This window comes from Rhodoferax sp. ZS1R8, from assembly GCF_056521325.1.
The window spans coordinates 28,717-50,424 of the sequence record NZ_JBWMBA010000007.1; the positions used below are offsets into that span (position 1 = coordinate 28,717).

At 61.8% G+C, this 21,708-nt stretch carries 20 protein-coding genes; 9 read left to right on the forward strand and 11 right to left on the reverse strand.

Going from position 1 to position 21,708, the window contains the following annotated elements; translation table 11 throughout:
• The first annotated feature begins 114 nt into the window (after nt 1-114).
• Nucleotides 115-3,657 (forward strand): transcription-repair coupling factor, encoded by a 3,543-nt coding sequence (gene mfd / locus AC097P_RS20840; protein ID WP_479612361.1) that lies wholly within the window; start codon nt 115-117, stop codon nt 3,655-3,657.
• Here mfd and AC097P_RS20845 read toward each other — a convergent pair.
• The gene (locus tag AC097P_RS20845) at nt 3,635-4,180 is read right to left on the reverse strand and encodes a hypothetical protein (RefSeq protein WP_479612362.1); all 546 of its coding nucleotides are present in this window, start codon (nt 4,178-4,180) and stop codon (nt 3,635-3,637) included. The two genes, mfd and AC097P_RS20845, sit on opposite strands and share 23 nt — an antisense overlap.
• 324 nt (nt 4,181-4,504) lie before the next feature.
• On the opposite strand from AC097P_RS20845, the gene serB reads away from it, so the two are divergent.
• The gene (gene serB / locus AC097P_RS20850; protein ID WP_479612363.1) at nt 4,505-5,230 is read left to right on the forward strand and encodes a phosphoserine phosphatase SerB; all 726 of its coding nucleotides are present in this window, start codon (nt 4,505-4,507) and stop codon (nt 5,228-5,230) included.
• A gap of 40 nt (nt 5,231-5,270) precedes the next feature.
• Here serB and AC097P_RS20855 read toward each other — a convergent pair whose 3' ends face one another.
• Complete coding sequence (locus AC097P_RS20855; protein WP_479612364.1) at nt 5,271-5,921, reverse strand: DsbA family oxidoreductase; 651 nt, start codon at nt 5,919-5,921, stop codon at nt 5,271-5,273.
• A 132-nt stretch (nt 5,922-6,053) separates the two neighbouring features.
• Here AC097P_RS20855 and AC097P_RS20860 point away from each other — a divergent pair, with 132 nt between their 5' ends.
• The gene (locus tag AC097P_RS20860; RefSeq protein ID WP_479612365.1) at nt 6,054-7,322 is read left to right on the forward strand and encodes a DEAD/DEAH box helicase; all 1,269 of its coding nucleotides are present in this window, start codon (nt 6,054-6,056) and stop codon (nt 7,320-7,322) included.
• Here AC097P_RS20860 and AC097P_RS20865 read toward each other — a convergent pair.
• Nucleotides 7,319-7,960 (reverse strand): glutathione S-transferase family protein, encoded by a 642-nt coding sequence (locus AC097P_RS20865; protein ID WP_479612366.1) that lies wholly within the window; start codon nt 7,958-7,960, stop codon nt 7,319-7,321. The two genes, AC097P_RS20860 and AC097P_RS20865, sit on opposite strands and share 4 nt — an antisense overlap.
• Nucleotides 7,961-7,993: 33 nt before the next feature.
• The gene (locus AC097P_RS20870; RefSeq protein WP_479612367.1) at nt 7,994-8,302 is read right to left on the reverse strand and encodes a DUF6172 family protein; all 309 of its coding nucleotides are present in this window, start codon (nt 8,300-8,302) and stop codon (nt 7,994-7,996) included.
• Nucleotides 8,303-8,439: 137 nt separating this feature from the next.
• On the opposite strand from AC097P_RS20870, the gene AC097P_RS20875 reads away from it, so the two are divergent.
• Entirely contained in the window at nt 8,440-9,036 is a 597-nt protein-coding gene (locus AC097P_RS20875; protein ID WP_479612368.1) for a 3'-5' exonuclease, read from the forward strand.
• A 124-nt stretch (nt 9,037-9,160) separates the two neighbouring features.
• Nucleotides 9,161-10,141, forward strand: coding sequence for an LLM class flavin-dependent oxidoreductase (locus AC097P_RS20880; RefSeq protein WP_479612369.1), 981 nt, complete (start codon nt 9,161-9,163; stop codon nt 10,139-10,141).
• Between the two features lie 13 nt (nt 10,142-10,154).
• Here the strand turns inward: AC097P_RS20880 and AC097P_RS20885 are convergent, their stop codons facing one another.
• The 4 genes from AC097P_RS20885 to AC097P_RS20900 are packed head-to-tail and all read right to left on the reverse strand — an operon-like array spanning nt 10,155 to nt 13,274.
• Nucleotides 10,155-10,604: a DUF2721 domain-containing protein gene (locus AC097P_RS20885; RefSeq protein ID WP_479612370.1), complete on the reverse strand. Its 450-nt coding sequence runs from the start codon at nt 10,602-10,604 to the stop codon at nt 10,155-10,157.
• Nucleotides 10,598-11,125, reverse strand: coding sequence for an NYN domain-containing protein (locus tag AC097P_RS20890; RefSeq protein WP_479612371.1), 528 nt, complete (start codon nt 11,123-11,125; stop codon nt 10,598-10,600). The genes AC097P_RS20885 and AC097P_RS20890 overlap by 7 nt, the downstream gene beginning before the upstream one ends.
• A 53-nt stretch (nt 11,126-11,178) precedes the next feature.
• Nucleotides 11,179-11,550: a translation initiation factor Sui1 gene (locus tag AC097P_RS20895; protein ID WP_479612513.1), complete on the reverse strand. Its 372-nt coding sequence runs from the start codon at nt 11,548-11,550 to the stop codon at nt 11,179-11,181.
• Nucleotides 11,547-13,274: a methyl-accepting chemotaxis protein gene (locus tag AC097P_RS20900; RefSeq protein ID WP_479612372.1), complete on the reverse strand. Its 1,728-nt coding sequence runs from the start codon at nt 13,272-13,274 to the stop codon at nt 11,547-11,549. Before AC097P_RS20900 ends, AC097P_RS20895 begins: the two co-directional genes overlap by 4 nt.
• 234 nt (nt 13,275-13,508) lie before the next feature.
• Between AC097P_RS20900 and AC097P_RS20905 the strand changes: the two genes are divergently transcribed.
• From AC097P_RS20905 to ggt, 4 genes are read left to right on the forward strand one after another with little or no spacing between them, the layout of a single operon-like run.
• Nucleotides 13,509-13,991: a hypothetical protein gene (locus AC097P_RS20905; RefSeq protein ID WP_479612373.1), complete on the forward strand. Its 483-nt coding sequence runs from the start codon at nt 13,509-13,511 to the stop codon at nt 13,989-13,991.
• A 4-nt stretch (nt 13,992-13,995) separates the two neighbouring features.
• The gene (locus tag AC097P_RS20910; protein WP_479612374.1) at nt 13,996-15,273 is read left to right on the forward strand and encodes a hypothetical protein; all 1,278 of its coding nucleotides are present in this window, start codon (nt 13,996-13,998) and stop codon (nt 15,271-15,273) included.
• Between the two features lie 24 nt (nt 15,274-15,297).
• The gene (locus AC097P_RS20915; RefSeq protein WP_479612375.1) at nt 15,298-16,695 is read left to right on the forward strand and encodes a patatin-like phospholipase family protein; all 1,398 of its coding nucleotides are present in this window, start codon (nt 15,298-15,300) and stop codon (nt 16,693-16,695) included.
• A gap of 34 nt (nt 16,696-16,729) precedes the next feature.
• Entirely contained in the window at nt 16,730-18,457 is a 1,728-nt protein-coding gene (gene ggt, locus AC097P_RS20920) for a gamma-glutamyltransferase (RefSeq protein ID WP_479612376.1), read from the forward strand.
• 340 nt (nt 18,458-18,797) lie between these two features.
• On the opposite strand, the gene map is transcribed toward ggt, so the two are convergent.
• From map to AC097P_RS20935, 3 genes are read right to left on the reverse strand one after another with little or no spacing between them, the layout of a single operon-like run.
• On the reverse strand, nt 18,798-19,544 hold the full coding sequence (gene map, locus AC097P_RS20925; RefSeq protein WP_479612377.1) for a type I methionyl aminopeptidase: 747 nt from the start codon (nt 19,542-19,544) through the stop codon (nt 18,798-18,800).
• On the reverse strand, nt 19,541-20,479 hold the full coding sequence (locus AC097P_RS20930; protein WP_479612378.1) for a sterol desaturase family protein: 939 nt from the start codon (nt 20,477-20,479) through the stop codon (nt 19,541-19,543). Before AC097P_RS20930 ends, map begins: the two co-directional genes overlap by 4 nt.
• A 27-nt stretch (nt 20,480-20,506) precedes the next feature.
• The gene (locus AC097P_RS20935) at nt 20,507-21,703 is read right to left on the reverse strand and encodes an aminotransferase-like domain-containing protein (protein WP_479612379.1); all 1,197 of its coding nucleotides are present in this window, start codon (nt 21,701-21,703) and stop codon (nt 20,507-20,509) included.
• Nucleotides 21,704-21,708 lie beyond the last annotated feature (5 nt).

Sequence of the window (21,708 nt, forward strand, 5' to 3'; positions counted from 1 at the left end):
TGGCGGTCGGGATAGGGTGCGACATTCTAAAATCGACTGAACCAAATCCATTTTCTTTCCTTTCTCTCTGCGGAAGGGGCGCTCTCCCAGGCCCGCTCTGCACCCAAACCCTCCATGGATTTACCCAAACTAACGGTCGGCAAACGCTTCACCCTGCCCCGCCCCGCTGGCTCCGCCGACGCCATGCTGCTGGCCCGCCTGGGTGAGCGCGAAAAGGCTGCTGGCAAGCCCATGACCGTGGTCACGGCCAACGCCAATGACGCCCAGCGCCTGCTGGACGAGATCAGCTTCTTCGCCCCAACCCTGCGTTGTGCCCTATTCCCCGACTGGGAAACCCTCCCCTACGACACCTTCTCGCCGCACCAGGACCTGATCAGCGAGCGCCTGGCAACCCTGTGGCGCATCAGCCAGCGCGACAAGGACACGGGTGCCGACGTCGTCATCGTGCCCGCCACCACGGCGCTGTACCGCCTGGCACCGCCCAGCTTTCTGGCCGGCTATACCTTTGAATTCAAGGTCAAGCAAAAGCTCAACGAGGCCAAGCTGAAGGCGCAGTTGACGCTGGCGGGCTACAGCCATGTGACGCAAGTGGTGAGCCCTGGTGAATACGCGGTGCGCGGCGGGCTGATCGACCTGTTCCCGATGGGATCACTAGTCCCCTTCCGCGTGGATCTGTTTGACGACGAGATCGATTCCATCCGCACCTTTGACCCCGACAGCCAGCGCAGCCTGTACCCGGTGCCTGAAGTGCGCCTGCTGCCCGGGCGCGAGTTCCCGATGGACGACGACGCCCGTGCGCGTTTTCGCAGCCGCTGGCGCGAGTTGCTGGAGGGCGATCCGACCAAGAGCCGCATCTACAAGGACATGGGCGCCGGTGTGGCCACGGCCGGTATCGAGTACTACCTGCCGCTGTTCTTTGAAGAAACCGCGACCGTGTTCGACTACCTGGGGCCGGACGCCACCGTGGTGCTGCACGGCGACCTGGAGCCGGCTTTCCAGCGCTTCTGGCAGGACACCAAGGACCGTTACCGCCTGGTGCAGGGCGTCCCCGAGCGCCCGGCGCTGCCGCCCGAATCGCTATTTTTGGGAACCGAGCAGTTTTATGCGCGAGCCAATGGCTACGCGCAGCTCGCTATCAAATCCGCAGCGGCACCCGTAGATTCCACGGGGGCTACAGCCCAGATTGGCAATGAGGTTCCGGCCTCACCCTATACGGAGCTGGACACCCTGCCCCCCATGGCTGCCGAGCGCGGCAGCGAAGATCCGCTGGCCCGTCTGAAGGCCCATGCCCGCAACACCCAGCACCGCATCCTGGTGCTGGCGGAGAGTGATGGCCGCCGCGAAAGCCTGCTGGACTTTTTGCGCGCCAGTGGCATCAACCCACCGTCGTTTGACTCGCTGTTGGAGTTCCAGACCAGCGACGAGAAATTTGGTATTGCTACTGCGGCGCTGAGCGTAGGTTTTAGCTGGCTGGAATACGGTATCGATCTGGTCACAGAGACCGAACTTTTTGCCAGCGCCCCCACCACACGCCGGCGCAAGAAGCAGGAACAGGTCAGCGATGTTGAAGCGCTGATCAAGGACCTGAGCGAACTCAATGTCGGCGACCCGGTCGTCCACTCGTCCCATGGCATTGGTCGTTACCGCGGCCTGATCAATATGGACTTGGGCAACAAAATGCCCAATGGCGAGCCCGAGTTGCAGGAGTTTCTGCACCTGGAATACGCCGACAAGGCCACGCTGTACGTGCCAGTCAGCCAGTTGCAACTCATCAGCCGCTACACCGGCGTCAGCGCCGATGAAGCCCCTTTGCACAAGCTGGGCAGCGGCCAGTGGGAAAAGGCCAAGCGCCGCGCCGCCGAGCAGGTGCGCGACTCTGCCGCCGAGCTGCTGAACATCTACGCCCGCCGCGCAGCGCGCGAAGGCCACGCCTTCCGCTACTCGGCCAATGACTACGAGACCTTTGCCAACGACTTCGGCTTTGAAGAAACCGCCGACCAGAAGGCGGCCATCCACTGCGTGATCCAGGACATGGTCAGCCCCCGCCCCATGGACCGCCTGGTCTGCGGCGATGTGGGCTTTGGCAAGACCGAGGTCGCGCTGCGTGCCGCCTTTATCGCGGTCACCGGCGGCAAACAGGTGGCGATTTTGGCGCCAACCACGCTGCTGGCCGAGCAGCATTTTCAGACCATCTCCGACCGTTTCTCCAAATGGCCGGTCAAGGTGGCTGAGATGAGCCGCTTCCGCTCCACCAAGGAGATCAACTTGGCGCTGAAGGGCGTGGCCGATGGCACGGTGGACATCGTGGTCGGCACCCACAAACTGCTGAGCCAAGACACGCATTTCAAGAACCTCGGCCTCTTGATCATCGACGAGGAGCACCGCTTTGGCGTACGCCACAAGGAGCAGATGAAGGCCTTTCGCGCCGAGGTCGACGTGCTGACGCTGACCGCCACGCCCATCCCCCGCACCATGGGCATGGCGCTGGAAGGTCTGCGCGATCTGAGCGTGATCGCCACCGCACCTCAGCGCCGTTTGGCCATCAAGACCTTTGTGCGGACCGAAGGCAACGGCGTAATCCGGGAGGCCGTGCTGCGCGAATTGAAACGCGGCGGCCAGGTCTACTTTTTGCACAACGAAGTGGAGACGATAGAAAACCGCCGCGCCAAGCTGGAGGAGCTGCTGCCCGAGGCCCGTATTGCAGTAGCCCACGGCCAGATGCCCGAGCGCGAGCTGGAGCGCGTGATGCGCGACTTCATCGCCCAGCGTTACAACCTGCTGCTGTGCTCCACCATCATCGAGACCGGCATCGACGTGCCTACCGCCAACACCATTGTGATGAGCCGCGCCGACAAGTTCGGCCTGGCCCAGTTGCACCAGCTGCGCGGCCGCGTGGGCCGCAGCCACCACCAGGCCTATGCCTATTTGATGGTGCCCGATATCGAAGGACTAACCAAGCAGGCCACCCAACGCCTGGACGCCATCCAGGCCATGGAAGAACTGGGCAGCGGCTTTTATCTGGCCATGCACGACCTGGAGATCCGCGGTGCAGGCGAAGTGCTGGGTGAGAACCAAAGCGGCAATATGCTGGAGGTGGGTTTCCAGCTCTACAACGAGATGCTGAGTGAAGCCGTGCGCTGCCTGAAGGCGGGCATTGAGCCCGATCTGCTGAGCCCGCTGAACGTCACCACTGACATCAACCTGCACGCCCCGGCGCTGCTGCCAGACGACTATTGCGGCGATGTGCACCTGCGGCTGAGTTTCTACAAAAAACTGGCGACCGCCAAGACCACAGACCAGGTCGACACGCTGCTGGAAGAAATCGTGGACCGCTTCGGCAAGCTGCCCCCGCAAGCCCAGACCTTGATCGACGTGCACCGCCTGCGCGTGCTGGCCAAGCCCTATGGCGTGCTGAAAGTAGACGCCGCGCCCGGCATCATCAGCATCACGTTCCAGAAGAACCCGCCGATTGACCCGATGAAGATCATCCACCTGATCCAGAAGCACAAGCACATCAAGCTGGCGGGGAATGAGAAGCTGCGGATTGAGCGGGAGCTACCCCAGGCCAAGGACCGGGCGCAGATGGTTCGGGATGTTTTGAAGTCGCTGGGGCAACCGGTGGTGGAGGCTGTGGCTACTGCGGCGGCTGCGAAGTAGCCGGGAGAGCGAGCGGCTTGGGGCGAGGTGTGGGCGCTGCAAGGTTCCTCCGCGAGGGCCGTTGCTTGAGACCGAGCTCCTTGAGGACGATGTCTTCGTCCGACTTCAGGAAGGGTCGCGCGGTACAGGCCACAAGGTGGTCCGCCTCGGCGGCCTGAAGTTCGTCCGCAGAGGAATTGAGGGCATCGGAATGTTTGTTGTAGGCGTCGACCTCCAGGTTGCGCGCATCGTTGCGCTTGTTGTAGTTATCGACGGCAGCCTCATCGGCACTGTTCAGTGTGCGGAGAGTCTGCGAGAGCTCGAGTGCCTCGGCCAGCAGCTTCGAACCATTGGGCCGGTGGGCCTCTTGCGCTTCGCGCAGCATCGCACCCCGCCAGCCCAGTTCCATCTCCCGCAGAAAACATGCGCGCACCTCAGCGCGAGACAACAGTTGTCGAGGGGCAGGTTTTGAGGTTTCCGCTAGCGCGGTCAGTGCTGGCTGAGCAGAGACGATGCCGATGAGTGCGAGGATGGGTGCGCGCATAGTATCGTGAAGACGCCTAGTGTTGGAGTTCAGCGGACGCTGTCGGCGATCCGCAAGGAATACGAAGGGACCTCCCACCTTCTGGCAACGACAAAAGAAGACGGGAAATCCGTGGGCAAGAATACCTGAATACAGGCCGGACGCGCTGCTGCTGCCCTCTTCAGCGACCTCCGCAACGGACTTGGCATCTTCGTTCGCCGCAGGCACCAGGGTGGTGAGCGATTAAACTACTCCAATCCGGTCGTGGGACAAACCCCATGGCCACATACCTTTCTAGCCCCCGTGATTGCTGCATTGGCAGCTATATAAAGAATAGCAATTTTCATGCAAGCCACAGAAGTATCCCCCGGCCTGGTCCTGCGCAACTACACGCCTGGCAAAAAGCTGTCCGACTTCAAGCTGATTGCCTTTGACATGGACTCCACACTGATCAACATCGAGTGCATCGACGAGATTGCCGATGCCGTGGGCCGCAAAGCCGAAGTAGCCGCCATCACCGAGGCCACGATGCGGGGCGAGATTGCCGACTTCCAGACCAGCTTGCGCCGCCGCGTGGCGCTGCTCAAGGGTGTCACCGTGGCCGACCTGGAGGCGGTGTATGCGCAGCGCCTGCAGCTCAATCCCGGCGCGGCCGAGTTGGTCATGGCTTGCAAGGCGGCCGGGCTCAAGGTGTTGCTGGTGTCCGGTGGCTTTACCTTTTTTGCCGACCGCGTCAAGGAGCGCCTGGGCATCGACTTTGCCCGCTCCAACTTGCTGGAAGTGCGAAGCGGCCCTAACTGCGGCCAGCTGACAGGCGGCCTGGTTGCCCAAGCCTGGGGCGAAATCTGCGACGGCGCGGAGAAGCGCCGCACTTTGTTAGAAGTGGCTTCGCTGCTCGGCATAGCGCCCGAGCAATGTATAGCGATGGGTGATGGCGCGAACGACCTGCCGATGATGGGCGCAGCTGGCCTGTCAGTGGCCTACCACGCCAAGCCCAAGGTACGCGATCAGGCCATGGTGTCGATTGAATCGGGTGGCCTGGACCGGCTGCTGGAAGTGCTGCAGAACTGAAACCGTTCGCAGCACACGCAGTGGCAAGCGTGGGGGCTTATTAGCCTGCTGCGATCTGGCGCAGCGCCTGCTCGAACACCTCGGGCGGCTGGCCACCAGAAATCAAATGGCGGTCATTGATGACCACAGCAGGCACGGAGTTGATGCCTTGGCGCAGGTAAAACTGTTCTTGCGCACGCACTTCAGCCGCGTAAGTGTCGCTGTCCAAAATCGCCTTGGCACGCTCGGTATCCAGCCCCACCTCACCCGCGACCCGCACCAGCACAGCATGGTTGCTGGGGTCTTCACCATCGGTGAAATAGGCTTTCAGCAAGGCTTGCTTCAAAGCCAGCTGGTGGTCGCCACCTTCTTCGTGCGCCCAATGCAGCAGGCGGTGGGCGTCAAAGGTGTTGTAGATACGCGAGCGTTTATCCAGGTTGAAGGTAAAGCCCAGCTCGGCGCCGCGGGCACGAATGGTCTCGCGGATGGCATTAGCCTGTTCGGGCGTGGAGCCGTATTTGTTGCGCAGGTGCTCCGTCGTGTCCTCGCCCTCGGGCACCATCTGGGGGTTCAATTCAAAGGGTTGGAAAGTGATGTTCACCTTCACATCGGGCGCCACACGGTCCAGCGCGGTTTGCAAAGAAGCCAGGCCCACGGCACACCAAGGGCAGGATACGTCGGATACAAAATCAATTTTCAGGGTTGTGGTCATGGTCATCGGTTCTTGGGATCAATACACAAAGCTTGGGGCTGATTTCTGGATTTCATCAGGCAGTTGGTGAATTCTTCTACGAAATTTCGGTGCTGCTGGCGTGACACAAGCGGCAGGACCGACAATACGGCCATGCCATTTCTTTCCCTCGGATTGCTCCCCACGCTGGCCCAAGCCGCCAGCGCCCTCGGGTTTACGGACCCCACCCCCATTCAAAGCGAAGCCATCCCGGCGGTTTTGACCGGTGCCGATGTACTGGCGTCGGCCCAAACCGGCTCTGGCAAGACGGCTGCATTTTCCCTGCCACTGCTGCAGCGCCTGCAAGAGTTGCCCGCTGAAAACCGCCACCAGTATGGCCGGGCGGTTCGGGCGCTGATCGTGGTGCCAACCCGCGAGCTGGCCGCGCAGGTCGGTGACGTGGTGCGCAGCCTGGCCCAGGCCCTGCCGCAAAGCCCCAAGGTCGTGGTGGCCTCAGGCGGCGTTTCTATCAACCCGCAAATGATGGCCCTGCGCGGCGGTGCCGACGTGCTGGTCGCGACCCCCGGCCGCCTGCTGGACCTGGCCGCTCAAAACGCCGTGCAACTGGCCACCGTGCGCCTGCTGGTGCTGGACGAGGCCGACCGCCTGCTGGACCTGGGTTTTGCAGAAGAACTGGGCAAAGTACTGACCCTGCTACCGCCGCGCCGCCAAAGCCTGTTTTTCTCGGCTACGTTTCCCCCAGATGTGCGCGCCCTGGCCAGCCAGATGCTGCGCGACCCAGTCAATATCTCGGTGGCCTCCACCGAGTTGCCGCCCGCAGACATCACACAACGGGCCATTCGGGTCGACACCGACAAACGCACACAGCTGCTGCGCCACCTGATCAAGGACCAAGGCTGGAAACGGGTGCTGGTCTTTGTGGCCACCAAATACGCGGCCGAACTGGTGGCAGAGAAGCTGTACAAGGCCAAGATCTACGCAACGGCCTTCCATGGCGATCTGAGCCAGGGTGCACGCAAACAGGTGCTGGCCGAGTTCAAGGACGAGCAATGGGAAGTGGTCATCACAACCGACCTGGCCTCGCGCGGCATTGATATTGCCAAGCTGCCCGTAGTGGTCAACTACGACCTGCCCCGCTCAGCCGTAGATTACGTACACCGCATAGGCCGCACGGGGCGCGCCGGCGAGCCCGGCCTGGCCGTCAGCTTTGTCAGTGCCGATACCGAAGCCCACTTTCATCTGATTGAAAAGCGCCAGGGCCTGAGCCTGCCGCTGGAAGAAATTGAAGGCTTTGAGCCTACCGAGGTGGCCACCCCCATCGCCCCGCAGGTAGCTGCGGACAAGGGCGGAATCAAGGGCAAGCGCCCTAGCAAGAAAGACAAGCTGCGGGCACTTGCGGCTGCCCAGCCCAAACCAGACTAGGCTTTAACAGTCGCCGCCTTGCGGTCTGCCGCCACCCGTTGGGCCGAAGGGCGCTCACCAATGAACTTGATGTAGTTCTTGTAATCGATGCCACCGGCCAGTAACAGGTCTTCTCCATAGATGGCCTTGGTGGCCATTCCCACCAACGGCAGACTGGCATAGGCAGCGCAATCGGCCAGCGTAAACGTGTCGCCTGCCGCATAGGGAGCGAACTTGAGCAAACGCTTGGCAGCGGGAATGCTTTTATCCAGCTGCTTGCGAACCCTTGCCAGGGTGCCTTCGCTGACCGCGCCACCAAAAAATGCCTGGTAATACAGCTCACGGGCCACCAGCTCCAAGTGCAGGTCGATGTATATACACAACTCACGCACCTTGGCTGCGGCAAACGGGTCAACGGGCAGCAGTGGCGGGTTGGGGTACGCCGCCTCGATGTACTCCACAATGGCTTCGCTCTCGCACAGCGTGCCCTGCGGCGTGCGGATAAAAGGGATTTTGGCCAGCGGAGAGGCAGACAGCACCGCTTCGTCGGTCAGGCCGGTCTTGACGTTTTCTTCGACAAAAGACACGTTCTTTTCCAGGAGTGCCAGTTTGACCTTGTTGTAGTAGTTGGAAACGGGGAAACCACACAGCGTCAGCATAAAACTTTCTCCTGGTCAAGATTCAAAAACAAATTACTCCAGTGGAGCGGCACCCGCAGGCCGCGCCTGGCGGCGTCCATGCGATGCCAAAATTTCCACGTAAAACTGCTCTCCGCCGTCATTGGCAATACCGTCAATCAGACTGGTGAGCGTTGCAAAGTGGACCACAACGGCCTGCTCCTCGGTGGCACCAAAGCGACAATCAAAGTCCCAAAAGTCCACGCCCTCGGGCAACTCGCGGCGGCGTTCACGCTTGACGTATTTGCGGATCTCGTGTTTGACGGCGTCCAGCACGCGGTCACGGTTCTTGCCTTCGATATTGAGTTTGAATGTTTTTTTCATGCCGCGATTATGCTGCGCCACTACTTGGCGCTGTTTCACAGCCGGGCCGCCCCCAGGCAAACGCGCCCCTCTGCCGGCAGCGACCCGCATAGCGGCGGAGTGTGGGGGGGCGGAAAAATCCGGCACACTCTGCCCTTATGCATACCACCCACCCGACGCCCAGCAAGGAAGAGATCGCACTGTTGGAACCCTTTGAGCGCCTGGGCCTGAACCGCATCGTGCTGGTGGCCACGGCCGAGCAGGCCAGCCGGGCGGCGTCGGAGCTGGCGGCTGCCAAGGTACTGGGCTTCGACACAGAATCCAAACCCACGTTCTTCAAGGACCAGGTGTCGGAGGGGCCACACATTGTGCAATTGTCCACCGCCGACAGAGCCTGGGTCTTCCAGCTGCACGATCCGCAGTGCAGTGCCCTGGTGGCAGAGTTGCTGGCCACCAGCGGCATTACCAAAGCGGGTTTTGGCCTCGGCGATGACCGCAAACGCATCATTTCCAAATTGGGCGTGGAGCCCGGTGGTGTGTTAGAACTCAATACCGTTTTCAGGGAACGTGGGTACCGCAAAGACATGGGCGTAAAAGGTGCCGTGGCCGTGCTGTTCAACAAGCGTTTCCTCAAGTCCAAGAAGGCCGCTACATCCAACTGGGCCAACCCGCAGCTGACTGAAGCCCAACTGGTCTACGCGGCCAACGATGCGTATGCCGCGCTTAGGGTGTTCCAGGCGCTGAAGCTGGGCTAACGCCAGTCTAAACCCTAGCGCAACGCGTACCTTGTGAGAGTCACGCGGCCCTATTCTCCGTCCGCGCAGGGGGCATATCCAGGGCACCGCTGTACCGAACAGGTATCGCCGCACAATCATGGCCATGATTCCGTTTTCCGTACTCGACCTCTCCCCCATTACCGAAGGCAGCGATGCCGCCCAGTCGTTCCGCAACACGCTGGACTTGGCGCGCCATGCAGAGCGCCTGGGTTTCAACCGCTACTGGCTGGCCGAACACCATGGCATGCCCGGCATCGCCAGCGCCGCCACAGCCGTGTTGATAGGCCACGTGGCAGGTGGCACATCCACGATACGGGTGGGAGCCGGCGGCATCATGCTGCCCAACCATTCGCCGCTGGTCATTGCCGAGCAATTTGGCACGTTGGAGTCGCTGTACCCCGGCCGCATAGACCTGGGCCTGGGCCGCGCCCCGGGCTCGGACCAGATGACCGCCCGTGCGTTACGGCGCAACCTTGCGTCCGACGCCGATGAGTTTCCGCAAGACGTGGCCGAGTTGATGGATTTCATGTCCGACCAACCACAGCAAAAGGTCCGCGCGGTGCCGGGAACAGGGCTCAAGGTGCCCATCTGGATATTGGGCTCCAGCCTGTTTGGCGCCCAGTTGGCGGCGATGATGGGGCTGCCATATGCGTTTGCGTCGCACTTTGCGCCCGCGCAGATGATGGACGCTATTGACCTATACCGCGCCCGCTTCAAGCCGTCGGCCCAGCTGGCCAAACCCTATGTCATGCTGGGCTTCAACGTGTTTGCGGCCGATACCGATGAAGAGGCAAAAATTCTGGCTACCTCGATGCAGCAAGCGTTTGTCAACCTGCGCAGCGGCCACCCCGCCCGCCTGCCTGCGCCAAAACCTGGCTACGCGGAGCAGGTCGGCCCGGCCGAGCAGGCCCTGCTGCGCAGTGTGCTGTCCTGCACCACCATTGGCTCAGCAGCCACCATCCGCAAGGGTCTGGAGGATTTCGTTGCACGCACAGGTGCCGACGAATTAATGATCACGTCGCAGATGTTTGACCACACGGCGCGCAAGCGGTCTTACGAACTGGCCGCGCAGGCCATGGCCTGAAGGCGGCCGGTGCCTAGCCCTTGCCGGGCAAATGGAAATTCAGCAGGCGCGTAGCGATCAGCGTCTCGGCCAGAAAGCACAGCAGCGCGAGCAAAAAGCTGACCACGCCGAACAGGAAGCCCCCCACCGCCCAGCGGCTGATCTTGAACCCAGTGGTTTCACCCACGAACAGCACGATGATGGTCAGGCCGATCAAAAAAGAACAAAAGGTCAGCAATGCAATGCCGCCGTTGGCCAACCGCCCCCGCAAACGCAGCTCGCCCAACTCTTTGAAGGCGCGCTCCAGAAATTCGGGGTCAGTGGATTCGCGGGCCCTGTCCTCAATCAGGCGCGCCCGGTCAATGATGCGAGCCAACCTGCCGGCGATCGCACCAATCATGCCCGACACCGCGGTCAGCAAAAACACCGGGGCCACGGCCAGCTGTATGCCGTGGGTTACTTCGTCTGCATTGAATGTCAGCATGTGGTCGCTATCAAATCTTCGTAGTAATGGAATCCGTGGCAGCTGTTGGCCCAGTGCCCGTTGGTGGTGCTGCGTGCACCCAGGCCAATGACGCGGCGTCCGCTGGCCTTGATCTTTTGTGCCAGCGGCATGAAATCGCTGTCGCCACTGACGATGACAACGGCGCCGATGTGGTCAAAGCGCGCCACATCTTCTACGGCATCCAGGCTCAGGCGGATATCTGCCCCGTTTTTGGCAGCGCCACCGGGCGGGAACAGCTGGATCAGCTCGATCGCATGGTGCAGCAATGCGTCGCGGTAGCGGCCGAAGTATTGCCAGTTGCAATAGGCGCGGTGGATGGCAACAGGCCCCAGCGATGCGGCCAGCGCCACCACCGCATGCACATTGACCAGCGGCTCCTGCACCCTGAAACGGTTGTCCTGCTTGCCGTAGGACCCCTCTTGCCGGGCCTCGCACAAGGCGGCGTGGAGATTTTCAAAATCCCAGTACAGGGCTACAGAGGCGGGGTTGATACTGTCCATGGGGCGCGTATGGTCTGCTGTTAAAGACGCATCGTACCCGCTACTGCTGGTGGCTAGCCTCCTGCGCGCTTGACTGTGTGGCCCTGGGTCTTGAGGATTTGCATGATGCGATCAATATGGTCGCCCTGAACTTCGATAACGCCGTCTTTGACCGTTCCGCCAGTGCCGCAGGCCGCTTTCAGTTGCTTACCCAGTTCGGCCAGCGCCACCGCGTCCAGTAGCACGCCCTTGACCAGCGTGACGGCTTTGCCGCCACGGCCTTTGGTTTCGCGCGACACGCGCACAATGCCGTCACCGGTAGGGGCCACGGCCAGCTTGCAGGTGCATTGTGCAACGGGTTGACGGCAGTCTGGGCACATGCGCCCACTGTCGGTGGAATAGACCAGGCCGCCCAGTGCGGCAAGGCCGGATGCCTTAGATTTCAGAAAGACTCCCAGTCATCATCGCCACCGGCAGGCGTGGGCTTGGCGGGGGGCCGCGCGCCCAACCTCGGTGCGGCTTGTGTAGTCGTACGTGGCAAGGCTTTAGCCGGGGACCTCGCTACGGCCGCAGCAGCCACCGGCCGGGCTGCCGAGCGATCGTTCGCAGCATTCTCGACGTCGCTGAGCCGGAAGGCGGCCACCACGTGCACCAAGTCTTGTGCCTGTGACTTGAGCCCACTGGCGGCGGCGGCCATTTGCTCAACCAGTGCGGCGTTTTGTTGCGTGGCCTGGTCCATATGCGCGACAGCCTCGCCCACCTGCGACACGCCCTGCGCCTGCTCGTCGCTGGCAGCGCTGATCTCTCCGACAATATCCGTCACGCGCCGGATACTGCTGACGACCTCGGTCATCGTTGTACCAGCTTGGTCGACCAAAGTGGTGCCACGCTCCACACGCTCCACGCTGGCACCGATCAGGCCCTTGATCTCCTTGGCGGCTTCGGCGCTACGGCCAGCCAGGCTGCGAACCTCTGACGCCACCACCGCAAAACCGCGACCCTGCTCCCCGGCGCGCGCTGCCTCTACTGCCGCATTCAACGCCAGGATATTGGTCTGGAAAGCTATGCCGTCGATGACGCTGATGATGTCCGATATCTTGCGCGACGAATCATTGATTCCCTTCATTGTCTCCACGACCTGCGCTACCACGTCGCCACCCTTGATGGCCACCGTGGACGCATTCATTGCCAGCTGATTGGCCTGGCGGGCATTGTCAGCGTTTTGCCTCACCGTCGATCCCAACTCTTCCATGGACGAGGCGGTTTGCTCCAGTGCGCTAGCCTGCTGCTCGGTACGAGACGACAGGTCGTGGTTGCCCTGTGCGATTTCAGAACTTGCGGTGGCTACACCTTCGGCCCCCTGCCGCACATTGGTTACCACCTTGACGAGGGCCAGCCGCATAGATTCCAGTGCATGCAGCAATTGGGCCGGCTCGTCACTGCCGCGGGGGTGCAGTGCATGGGTCAGGTTGCCGCCAGCAAATTCCTTGGCAGCGCCGACGGCAAATTCGATCGGCTTGGTGATCTGGGGAATGATCCACAACGCCATACCTGCCGCAAGCAACACTGTGACGCCCAGCATTAATGTCACGCTCCACTTGGAGCTGGCGTAGGTCGCCTTCGCTCCTTCACGCGCGGCCGCTGCGCCTTGCGTATTGTGCGCATTCATACCATCAATGTTCTTGAACAATGCGCGAAACGCAGTGCGGGACTCACCATTCAATAATTCCGTGGTCGCCAGTGCTTCAGCCGGGCCAATGTCAGACAGCGCCAACAGTTTGGTGCTCACCGCGTAATAACCGCCCAGTTCCTTCGAAAACTTTTCCCAGTCCTGCTTCTCTGCCGCGGTGTCCAGCAGGGCCTCGACCCGTTTTCCGACATCTACCAACTTGGCCTTGTCGGCGCTGATGCGGTCGGCTTCGAGCTTCTTTTCCTCCGCCGTCACCGCCATTGCATGCTGGGTCTCGGCCTGGCGCAGGTCGTTTAGCAGGCCCTGTAACTCTCCGGTGTACTGGATGTTGGGCAGCCAATTACTGGCAATCTCTTCCGTACTGGTGTTGATACGGGCTAACTGCACCAGGGCAAACATGCCAATGGCGCCTGTCAACAGAACCATCAGTAGAAACGCACCGCTTAACTTCACACTGATTTTTGTGTTCGAAAAATTCATGCTGCAGTCTTTCGCAAAAAGTAACCAAACGCCCGCGGATGAGCCAGATTATGGTGCCACTATCTGTGCGGTAGAGTGCATAGTTTCCCTATTCTGCGGCCTTTTCGGTCCATGGTGTGCGCAGAAAAGACCGAAGGCTTACAAGCAGACACACAGGACTTGCTCGCCTGAAACGACCGCCTGCAAAACCCGTGTAAAGTTCCGCCCACGTTCAACCCCAGAGACTCCATTTCTATGTCCACGATTCGCATTTTTTCCTACTCGATATTGGCAGCAAGCTTGCTGATCCAACCAGCCATGGCCCAAAACAAGGCCGCTGTCGGCAAGTCTGTTGCCGAATTCATCAAGGTATCGCAGAGCTTGGCTACCAGCTTGGCCGATTTGTCCAAGCGCGCAGGCACCGCATCTCCCAACGACAAGGAAATGCTCAAACTAGTGACCACCCAACTGGGTCTGGTCGATGCCACTGCAGATGGCGTGGTTGCGCTGGGCTTGGTAGCCGCGGAAGTGCGGGACGCTGGTGACATGGCCATTGCCAAGAAGCAGCTGGTTACCCGCTGCAATGCGCTCAAGACCTTGAGCGAAGCTAACGCCAAATATGTAGGCGGTCTGGCATCCAATATTGCGGCCGTTGCCACGTCGGCAGAGGTGCGAAAGGCAAGTGATCTGGTCACCCAAATGGGCCAACACTCTCTGTGCAACCCCGGCAAGGCTTGATCCGATGAGCGTGCCACGTCCCCTCTCGTCCCCAGGGTGTATCAAAGCGATCGTGCTGGCCTGCGCTCTTGCGGCGCCTCTGGCATGGGCGCAGACTGCTGTGGCGCCAGTGGCTGCGGCCTCTGCCCCTGCCGGCCCCACCATTCGCCCCGAACTGCGCACCCTGTTGCTGGACACGCAACCTTTGCTGAGTGAGAAGAAATACCCGCAGGTCAAGGAAAAGCTCCAGGCTGCCAATGCGGTAGCAGACAAGACACCGTACGAGACCTATATTGTTGCCCGCGTTGCGCTGTCCGTCGCCCTTGCCGAGGACGACGGCCCCAACGCCAGCAAGCTGCTGGAACAGGTGCTGCAACTCAACACCAGCGGCGCATGGCTCAAGCCCGAGGAAACGTTGCCGCTGATGCATGCGGTGGGCATTGCCCACTACCGCACCAAGGACTACGCCCAGGCCGCAGCCTGGATGGATCGCAACATCAAAGCCGGGGGTACTGATCCAGCTGTCAAGAGTGCACGCATCCAGGCATATCTACTGGGGGGCAACTTGCAGCGTGGCAGCGAGCTGATCAATGAGGAGATTGCCGCAGCCCAACTGGCCAAGACCGCTCCGCCCCAGAACTACCTGGAAATGCTGGCCCAAGCCCGTAACAGCCTGAAAGATACCGCCGGCTACACCCGTGCGCTGGAATTGCTGGTGCAGTACTACCCCAGCAAAGACCACTGGCGCTCGGTCATCAACCGCCTGTGGGGCCGCTCCGACCTGGCCAGCCGCCTGCAGCTGGATGTGTTCCGCCTGGCTTTTTTCACCGGCACGCCGGAAGAAGCCACCGACTTCACTGAATACGCCGACTTTGCGCAAAAAGCCGGCTTCTCCGGCGAGGCGCTGCGTGCCTATGACCAGGGTGTCGCCGCCGGACAGCTGGGCACCACGGAGGCGCACAAGAAGCTACGCGCGAAACTGGTTCAAGAGAATGAGCAGGACAAAAAGACGATGACTGCCGACATTGCCGCCGCGCAAAAGAAGCCAGATGGGTTGGCGCTGTTCAATATCGGACTCAACCTGGTCGGCATGCAGCAATTCGACAAAGGTCTGGAGTTGATGGAAAAGGGTATTGCCAAGGGCCTGCCGCGCCGTGCCGAAGACGGCCGGCTGCGCTTGGCTGCCGCCTACGCCCAGGCCGGCCAAACCGACAAGGCGTTGCAGACTTTGGCTACCGTGTCCGGCCCCGAAGGGCTGACCGACTTGGCCCGCTACTGGACCTTCGCCGTACGCAAACCCTGATCAACGTCCAAGGGATTCTGCCCCGTGCGCAAACCATTGCTGGCCATTTGGATTGCGCTGCTGGTCAGCGGCTGTGTGAGCCTAGTGCCACCGCCCGAGCCCGCCAAACCCTTGGACGCCGTCAACCCCAGATACGGCTACCGCTTCTCCAACCTGCAGGCAGGGCCTGACAACAGCGACGGCCTGTTCATGGTCGTGGCCTTCTCTGGTGGCGGCACCCGTTCTGCCGCGCTGGCCTATGGTGTGCTCGACAAGCTGCGGACCACCCCCATACGCTGGGGTGGCAGGCCACGCCGGCTGATCGACGAAATCGACGTCATCAACTCAGTGTCGGGCGGCAGCTATGCGGCCGCCTATTACGGCTTGTATGGCGATGCTTTTTTTGACGAATTTCCTGACCGGTTTTTAAACGCCGACTTCCAGACCGAGCTGTGGGACCGGTACATCTCCGTCACTGGCATGACCCAGGTCATGGGCTGGTCCACCAACGACCGTGTGGACCTGCTCAGCGCCATTCTGGAGCGCCGCCTGTTTGCCAAGAAAACATTTGCCGACCTGCTGGCGCGCAAGACACGACCGCTGGTCGTCATCCACGCCACCGACCTGAACCGCGGGGCTGATTTTCAGTTCACGCAGGACCAGTTTGACCCGATGTGCACGGATCTGTCCACGCTTCCCCTGTCGCGGGCCGTGGCCGCATCCAGTGCCGTGCCCATTTTGTTTGGCCCGGTCGTGCTGAAGAACCACGGCGGGCGCTGCGGCTACAAGCGCCCCAGCTGGGTGCAGCCGGCGCTGAACGGCCCGCAAGACCAAAGCTGGACGCTGCGGGCACAACGCCACGCCGCGGACGTGGACTCCTACCTGGACTCCAGCGCGGAGAGTGGCCGCCCGTGGATACACCTGATCGACGGCGGCATCTCGGACAACCTGGGTTTGCGCGGCCCGCTCGAATCGAGCATCGCGCGCGGTGGCTTTGCACCGCTGCTCAACCGCTTGGGTGTGCACGGCGTGCGCAAGGTGGTGTTTTTGGTGGTCAGCGCAGAGGTGCTGCCGGAGTCGGGCATAGACCACTCAGGCGATCCACCCAGCATCCGCCAGATGGCGTCGCGCGTGCTGGACACGCTGATGGGCAACATCTCGTTCGAGACCCAGACCTGGCTGCGCTCCAGCTTCCACTACTGGCGCGAAGAGGCGCGCGAACTGGCGGGAAAAGCCGGCAGCCCCTACGAAGGCGTGCCCGACTTCTACCTGGTGGAGACCAGCCTGCGCGACATCGCCGACCCCGCGGAACGCAAGGCGATGATGGCCATTCCCACCACCTTCAAACTGGAATCCGAGCAGGTGCAGGCGCTACAGCAGGCGGGGCGCACACTGCTGGACAACTCACCGGAATTCAAGCGCCTCGTCAAGGATCTGCAATAACAGCCGTTCAGGCCCACTACAGGAGACACGTTCCATGCAAAAACCCCTCACCCGCACCACTCTGGTGGGTTCCATTGCCCTGCTGCTCTGCGTACACGGCAGCCAAGCTGCTTCCGTCGCGCCGGTGGCCGCCGAAAACGGCATGGTTGTCAGCGCCCACTACTTGGCCACCCAGGTCGGTGTCGATGTGCTGAAGAAAGGTGGCAATGCCATCGACGCTGCCGTGGCCGTGGGCTATGCGTTGGCGGTGGTCTACCCTGCTGCCGGCAACCTGGGCGGTGGCGGCTTCATGACGCTGCAACTGGCAGATGGCCGCAAGACCTTTCTGGACTTCCGCGAAAAAGCTCCACTGGCCGCCACCGCCAATATGTACCTGGATGCCAACGGCAACGTGGTCAAGGGCTTGAGCACCAAAGGCTACCTGGCGGTCGGCGTGCCGGGCTCGGTTGCTGGCCTGGAGGCGGCGCGGGTCAAGTACGGCAGCATGGGCCGCGCCGCGTTGCTGGCGCCGGCCATCGCGCTGGCAGACAAGGGCTTTGCGCTGGAACAAGGCGATGTGGACATGCTGCGCACCGCCACCGCCGATTTCCGCAAGGACGGCCCGTCCGCCGCCATCTTCCTTAAAAAGGGTGAGCCCTTCGAGCCCGGCCAGGCATTGGTGCAAAAAGACCTGGCCAAGACGCTGCGCCTGATCAGCCAGCACGGCCCTAACGGTTTTTATAAAGGCCCGGTCGGCCGCGCGCTCGTGGCGGCCAGCACCGCCGGCAAGGGCATATTGACCCAGGCCGACCTGGACCAGTACACCGTGCGCGAAATGGCACCGGTGGAATGCGATTACCGCGGCTACCACGTTGTGTCAGCGCCGCCACCCAGCTCGGGCGGGGTTGTCATCTGCGAGATCCTGAACATTGTCGAGGGCTACCCGCTGCAGGAACTGGGATTCCGCTCTGCGCAGGCCGTGCACTACCAGATCGAGGCCATGCGCCACGCCTACGTAGACCGCAACAGCTACCTGGGTGACCCGGATTTTGTGAAGAACCCGCTGAACCGCCTGCTGGACAAGGCCTACGCGGCCAGCATCCGCGCCGCGATAGACCCGGCCAAGGCGGGCGTCAGCCAAGAGATCAAGCCCGGTGTGGCCCCGCACGAGGGCAGCAACACCACGCACTACTCCATCGTCGACCGGTACGGCAACGCGGTGGCCGTCACCTACACGCTGAACGACTGGTTCGGCGCCAAGGTCACCGCGGCCGGCACCGGCGTGCTGCTGAACAACGAGATGGATGACTTCACGGTCAAGGTGGGCGTGCCCAATATGTACGGCCTGGTGCAGGGTGAGGCCAATGCCATCGCCCCGGGCAAACGGCCCTTGAGCTCCATGAGCCCGACCATCGTCACCCAGGGCGGCAAACCCGTCATCGTGGTGGGCACGCCGGGCGGCAGCCGCATCATCACAGCGGTCACCCACACGCTGCTGAACATCATCGACTACGGCATGAACGTGCAGGAGGCCGTGGACGCGCCCCGCTTCCACCAGCAATGGCTACCGGATTTGACCAATATGGACACCTTCGGCATCAGCCCCGACACCCGCAAGATCCTGGAAGGCATGGGGCATAAGTTGGGCGCGCCCCAGCCGGCCAACCACCTGGCCGCCATCCTGGTCGGTGCGCCGTCACTGAACGGCAAGCCGGTGGGCAGAAACCGCTTCTATGGCGCCAATGACCCTCGGCGCAATACCGGGCTGGCCAAGGGCTACTGAGCCGGCCATCGACCCGTGGTTATATACCAAATTGGCCGCCAGCCCCCGTGCAGCGTGCGTAAGCAGCTCCTGATTTCATAGCACACCGCGGATGCCTGCAATCGCACGCCTGCCCGAGGCCCTGGCCTTGCTGCACGCGCACGCGCGCCCACAGGCGCTGCAGGACCTGGCGCGCTTCGGCATCATCGGCGACGGGCGCCTGGGTCTGTCGGTGCCCGCCATGCGCGGCATCGCCCGGACGCTGGGGCGTGAGCATGCGCTGGCCCAGGCTTTGTGGGACAACCTCAGCAGCAGGGCAGCAAGTCGGCGCGATGGATCGCCGCTGATGCACTACGTGAACTCAGTGTTGCGTAACGACGATCGGGTCGCCCTTGGTGATGATCATCGTGTGCTCGTACTGTGCGGACAGGTTGCCGCGCACGCCAGCCAGCGTCCATCCGTCAGAAGTCTCTTTGACGATCCGGCTCTTGGTAGACAAAAACGGTTCGATCGTGATGACCATGCCTTCGGTCAGGATACGGGTGTCGGTCCGGTCAAAGTAACCTGCAATGTGTTCGGGTTCTTCATGCAGTGCACGCCCCACCCCGTGGCTGCCCAGGTTCTCGATGATCTTGAAGCCATAGGTCTTTGCGGTGCGCTCGATGGCCGCGCCGATGCCGTTAATCGGCTGGCCAGCCCGGGCCTGCCGCATCGCCTGTGCAAGGGCCACGCGGGTAGCGTGGCACAGCCGCGTTTTCACGGCGTTGGTGGGGGGCACAACGCGCGTGCCGCCGGTATCGGCAAAGTAGCCGTCCAGCTCGGCGGACACGTCGACGTTCAAGACGTCTCCCGGCCGGATGACCCGGTCACCGGGGATGCCGTGCGCGGCCTCTTCGTTGATGCTGATGCAGGTTGAGCCGGGAAAGTCATAGGTCAGCTTGGGCGCAGACCGGGCACCGTGGCGCGCCAGCAGCTCCGCACCCAGCGCGTCCAGCTCCCGCGTCGTCATGCCGGGTTCGGCCGCATCCAGCATCTGGTGGAGCACACTGGAGACAATTTTTCCTATGCGTTTGAGAGCAACGACGTCGTCTTCGGTTTCTATGGTCATGCGACCTCCTGGTTGATGGGATCCAAGTGTGCGAACGCAGACGTCGGCGCCCCAGTCGACTGCGCTTTGCGCGCCCGCAGCTCCTCGGTCGTCTGTCCGTGGCCATCCGGTGACCACCCCGGTGGCATGAAAAGATAACCCAACACGGCACGCAGGCTGCGTGCCTTTGCCACATCGCGGCCCAGGCTGATCCACTGCGCAAACTCCACGTGAAGCGGGTTGTAGCTGGTCATGGGGTGTACCAGGCCATAACGGCAGGGAACATCATCCCGCTCGGCGATATAGGTGCCGAACAGGCGGTCAAATATGATCAAAACACCGCCGTAATTACTGTCCAGGTACTCGATATTGGCCGAGTGGTGCACGCGGTGCGATGACGGCGTGTTGAGAACATACTCCAGCCAACCCAGCTTGGGAATCCACGTGGCGTGGATCCAGAATTGGTACAACAAATTCAGCGTCAGCGCAGTCAGCACCAGGCGCAAATCAAACCCTATCCACACCAGCGGCAGCAGGAACACCACGTTGCCCGTCAGCTTTCCGAAAGCGCCTATGCGCAGCGACGCCGACAGGTTCAGCTGGTTGGGCGAATGGTGTACCGCGTGGTTGCCCCAAAACCAGCGCACGCGGTGCCCGGCACGGTGCAGCCAGTAGTAGAAAAACTCCAGTGCGAAGAACAGCAGCAGCACGGCGCCCACGCTATCCAGCTCGATGCGGGCCAGCCGGTGTTCAATAGTCCACGTGATCAGCGGTGCTGCAATAGTCAACGGCACAAACAACGCAACCGCGATCCGCAGCACATAGTCGAACATCGACACCCCGAAGGCCCGCCAGTCGAAGTGCTGGATACGTGACAGCACCAGGGCCTCAAGCAAGGACAACGCCAGAATGGTCGGTGCTGCTACCAACAGCAAGAACTTCTCAATGGTCAACATGGCGGTGGACTCAACTGAGTGGGTCGGTTATAGGGCTTGCCCCAGGCGACCCACACCTTCTTCAATCTTCGCCACATCGGCGGTCGCAAAGCTCAATCGCAACGTGGATAAATCAGGGTTGCTGGCATAGAACGGCGCACCGGGCACAAAGGCCACACCCTTCTCTATCGCGCGCTTGGCCAACTCGGCACCATCCTTCACTTTGCCACCGGCACCGGTCAGGCGCGCCCACACAAACAGGCCGCCCTGGGGTTGTACAAACTCGATTGCGTCACCCAGCTCCTTGCGCAGCGCGTTGCCCATGGCCAGGGCCCGTTCGGCGTAGACCTTGCGCACATGGGCCAGCGTGGCGGGCATGCGGCCCGCCTTCAGGTACTGGGCGGCGGTGGCCTGGGCGAAGGTGCTGGTGTGTGCGTCGCTAAACTGCTTGCACATCGTGGCCTTGCCCAATAGCTCGGATGGCGCAACCATCCAGCCCACGCGCAGGCCAGGGCTGAGCACCTTGCTCAACGAGCCGCAGTGCACCAGCAGTTCGCGGCTGCCCGGAACGCCGGCGCTCAATGTCAACAGCGATGGTGGTGGCGCATCGTTGAAGTACAGGTCGCCATAAGGGTCGTCTTCGACGATCAGTGTCTGGTACTGCACCGCCAATTCCAGCACACGCTTGCGGCGCTCCAGGTTCAGCATTGCGCCGCTGGGGTTGCCAAAGGTGGGGATCAGGTAGACGAACTTGGGTTTGTGCTCGGCGATCAGCGCTTCCAGTTTGTCCACCTGCACACCGTTGGCATCGATCGGTGCGCTGATCAGTTCCGCACCGTAGAGGCGGAAGCACTGAATGGTGGCCAGAAAGGTGGGGCCTTCCACAATGACCTTGTCACCGGGGCTGATCATGGTCTTGCCCAGCAGGTCAAGGCCCTGTTGGCTGCCGGTGGTCACGATGAGTTGTTCGGGTGCCAGATCCTTCACGCCCTTGCCTTGCATGAAAGCAGCCAATTGCTCGCGCAGCGGGTTGTGCCCTTCGGTGGCCCCATATTGCAGCGTGGCGCCGGCCTCCTCGGTCAACGCGGTGTTGACGGCTTCGCGAATACCCTCCACATCAAACATGGCCGGGTCCGGGAAACCACCGGCGAAGCTGATGATGCCGGGCTTGCCCAGCAGCTTGAAGAGTTCGCGGATGGCCGATGTTTCTACGTTGTCGAGACGGGTGGCGAATTGGAGCGGCATGGCAG

What these genes read in the sequence shown, in the direction of transcription:
- mfd (WP_479612361.1), top strand. Translation starts at nt 115, where the DNA reads ATGGATTTACCCAAACTAACGGTCGGCAAACGCTTCACCCTGCCCCGC.
- AC097P_RS20845 (WP_479612362.1), bottom strand. Translation starts at nt 4,180, where the DNA reads ATGCGCGCACCCATCCTCGCACTCATCGGCATCGTCTCTGCTCAGCCA.
- serB (WP_479612363.1), top strand. Translation starts at nt 4,505, where the DNA reads ATGCAAGCCACAGAAGTATCCCCCGGCCTGGTCCTGCGCAACTACACG.
- AC097P_RS20855 (WP_479612364.1), bottom strand. Translation starts at nt 5,921, where the DNA reads ATGACCACAACCCTGAAAATTGATTTTGTATCCGACGTATCCTGCCCT.
- AC097P_RS20860 (WP_479612365.1), top strand. Translation starts at nt 6,054, where the DNA reads ATGCCATTTCTTTCCCTCGGATTGCTCCCCACGCTGGCCCAAGCCGCC.
- AC097P_RS20865 (WP_479612366.1), bottom strand. Translation starts at nt 7,960, where the DNA reads ATGCTGACGCTGTGTGGTTTCCCCGTTTCCAACTACTACAACAAGGTC.
- AC097P_RS20870 (WP_479612367.1), bottom strand. Translation starts at nt 8,302, where the DNA reads ATGAAAAAAACATTCAAACTCAATATCGAAGGCAAGAACCGTGACCGC.
- AC097P_RS20875 (WP_479612368.1), top strand. Translation starts at nt 8,440, where the DNA reads ATGCATACCACCCACCCGACGCCCAGCAAGGAAGAGATCGCACTGTTG.
- AC097P_RS20880 (WP_479612369.1), top strand. Translation starts at nt 9,161, where the DNA reads ATGATTCCGTTTTCCGTACTCGACCTCTCCCCCATTACCGAAGGCAGC.
- AC097P_RS20885 (WP_479612370.1), bottom strand. Translation starts at nt 10,604, where the DNA reads ATGCTGACATTCAATGCAGACGAAGTAACCCACGGCATACAGCTGGCC.
- AC097P_RS20890 (WP_479612371.1), bottom strand. Translation starts at nt 11,125, where the DNA reads ATGGACAGTATCAACCCCGCCTCTGTAGCCCTGTACTGGGATTTTGAA.
- AC097P_RS20900 (WP_479612372.1), bottom strand. Translation starts at nt 13,274, where the DNA reads ATGAATTTTTCGAACACAAAAATCAGTGTGAAGTTAAGCGGTGCGTTT.
- AC097P_RS20905 (WP_479612373.1), top strand. Translation starts at nt 13,509, where the DNA reads ATGTCCACGATTCGCATTTTTTCCTACTCGATATTGGCAGCAAGCTTG.
- AC097P_RS20910 (WP_479612374.1), top strand. Translation starts at nt 13,996, where the DNA reads ATGAGCGTGCCACGTCCCCTCTCGTCCCCAGGGTGTATCAAAGCGATC.
- ggt (WP_479612376.1), top strand. Translation starts at nt 16,730, where the DNA reads ATGCAAAAACCCCTCACCCGCACCACTCTGGTGGGTTCCATTGCCCTG.
- map (WP_479612377.1), bottom strand. Translation starts at nt 19,544, where the DNA reads ATGACCATAGAAACCGAAGACGACGTCGTTGCTCTCAAACGCATAGGA.
- AC097P_RS20930 (WP_479612378.1), bottom strand. Translation starts at nt 20,479, where the DNA reads ATGTTGACCATTGAGAAGTTCTTGCTGTTGGTAGCAGCACCGACCATT.
- AC097P_RS20935 (WP_479612379.1), bottom strand. Translation starts at nt 21,703, where the DNA reads ATGCCGCTCCAATTCGCCACCCGTCTCGACAACGTAGAAACATCGGCC.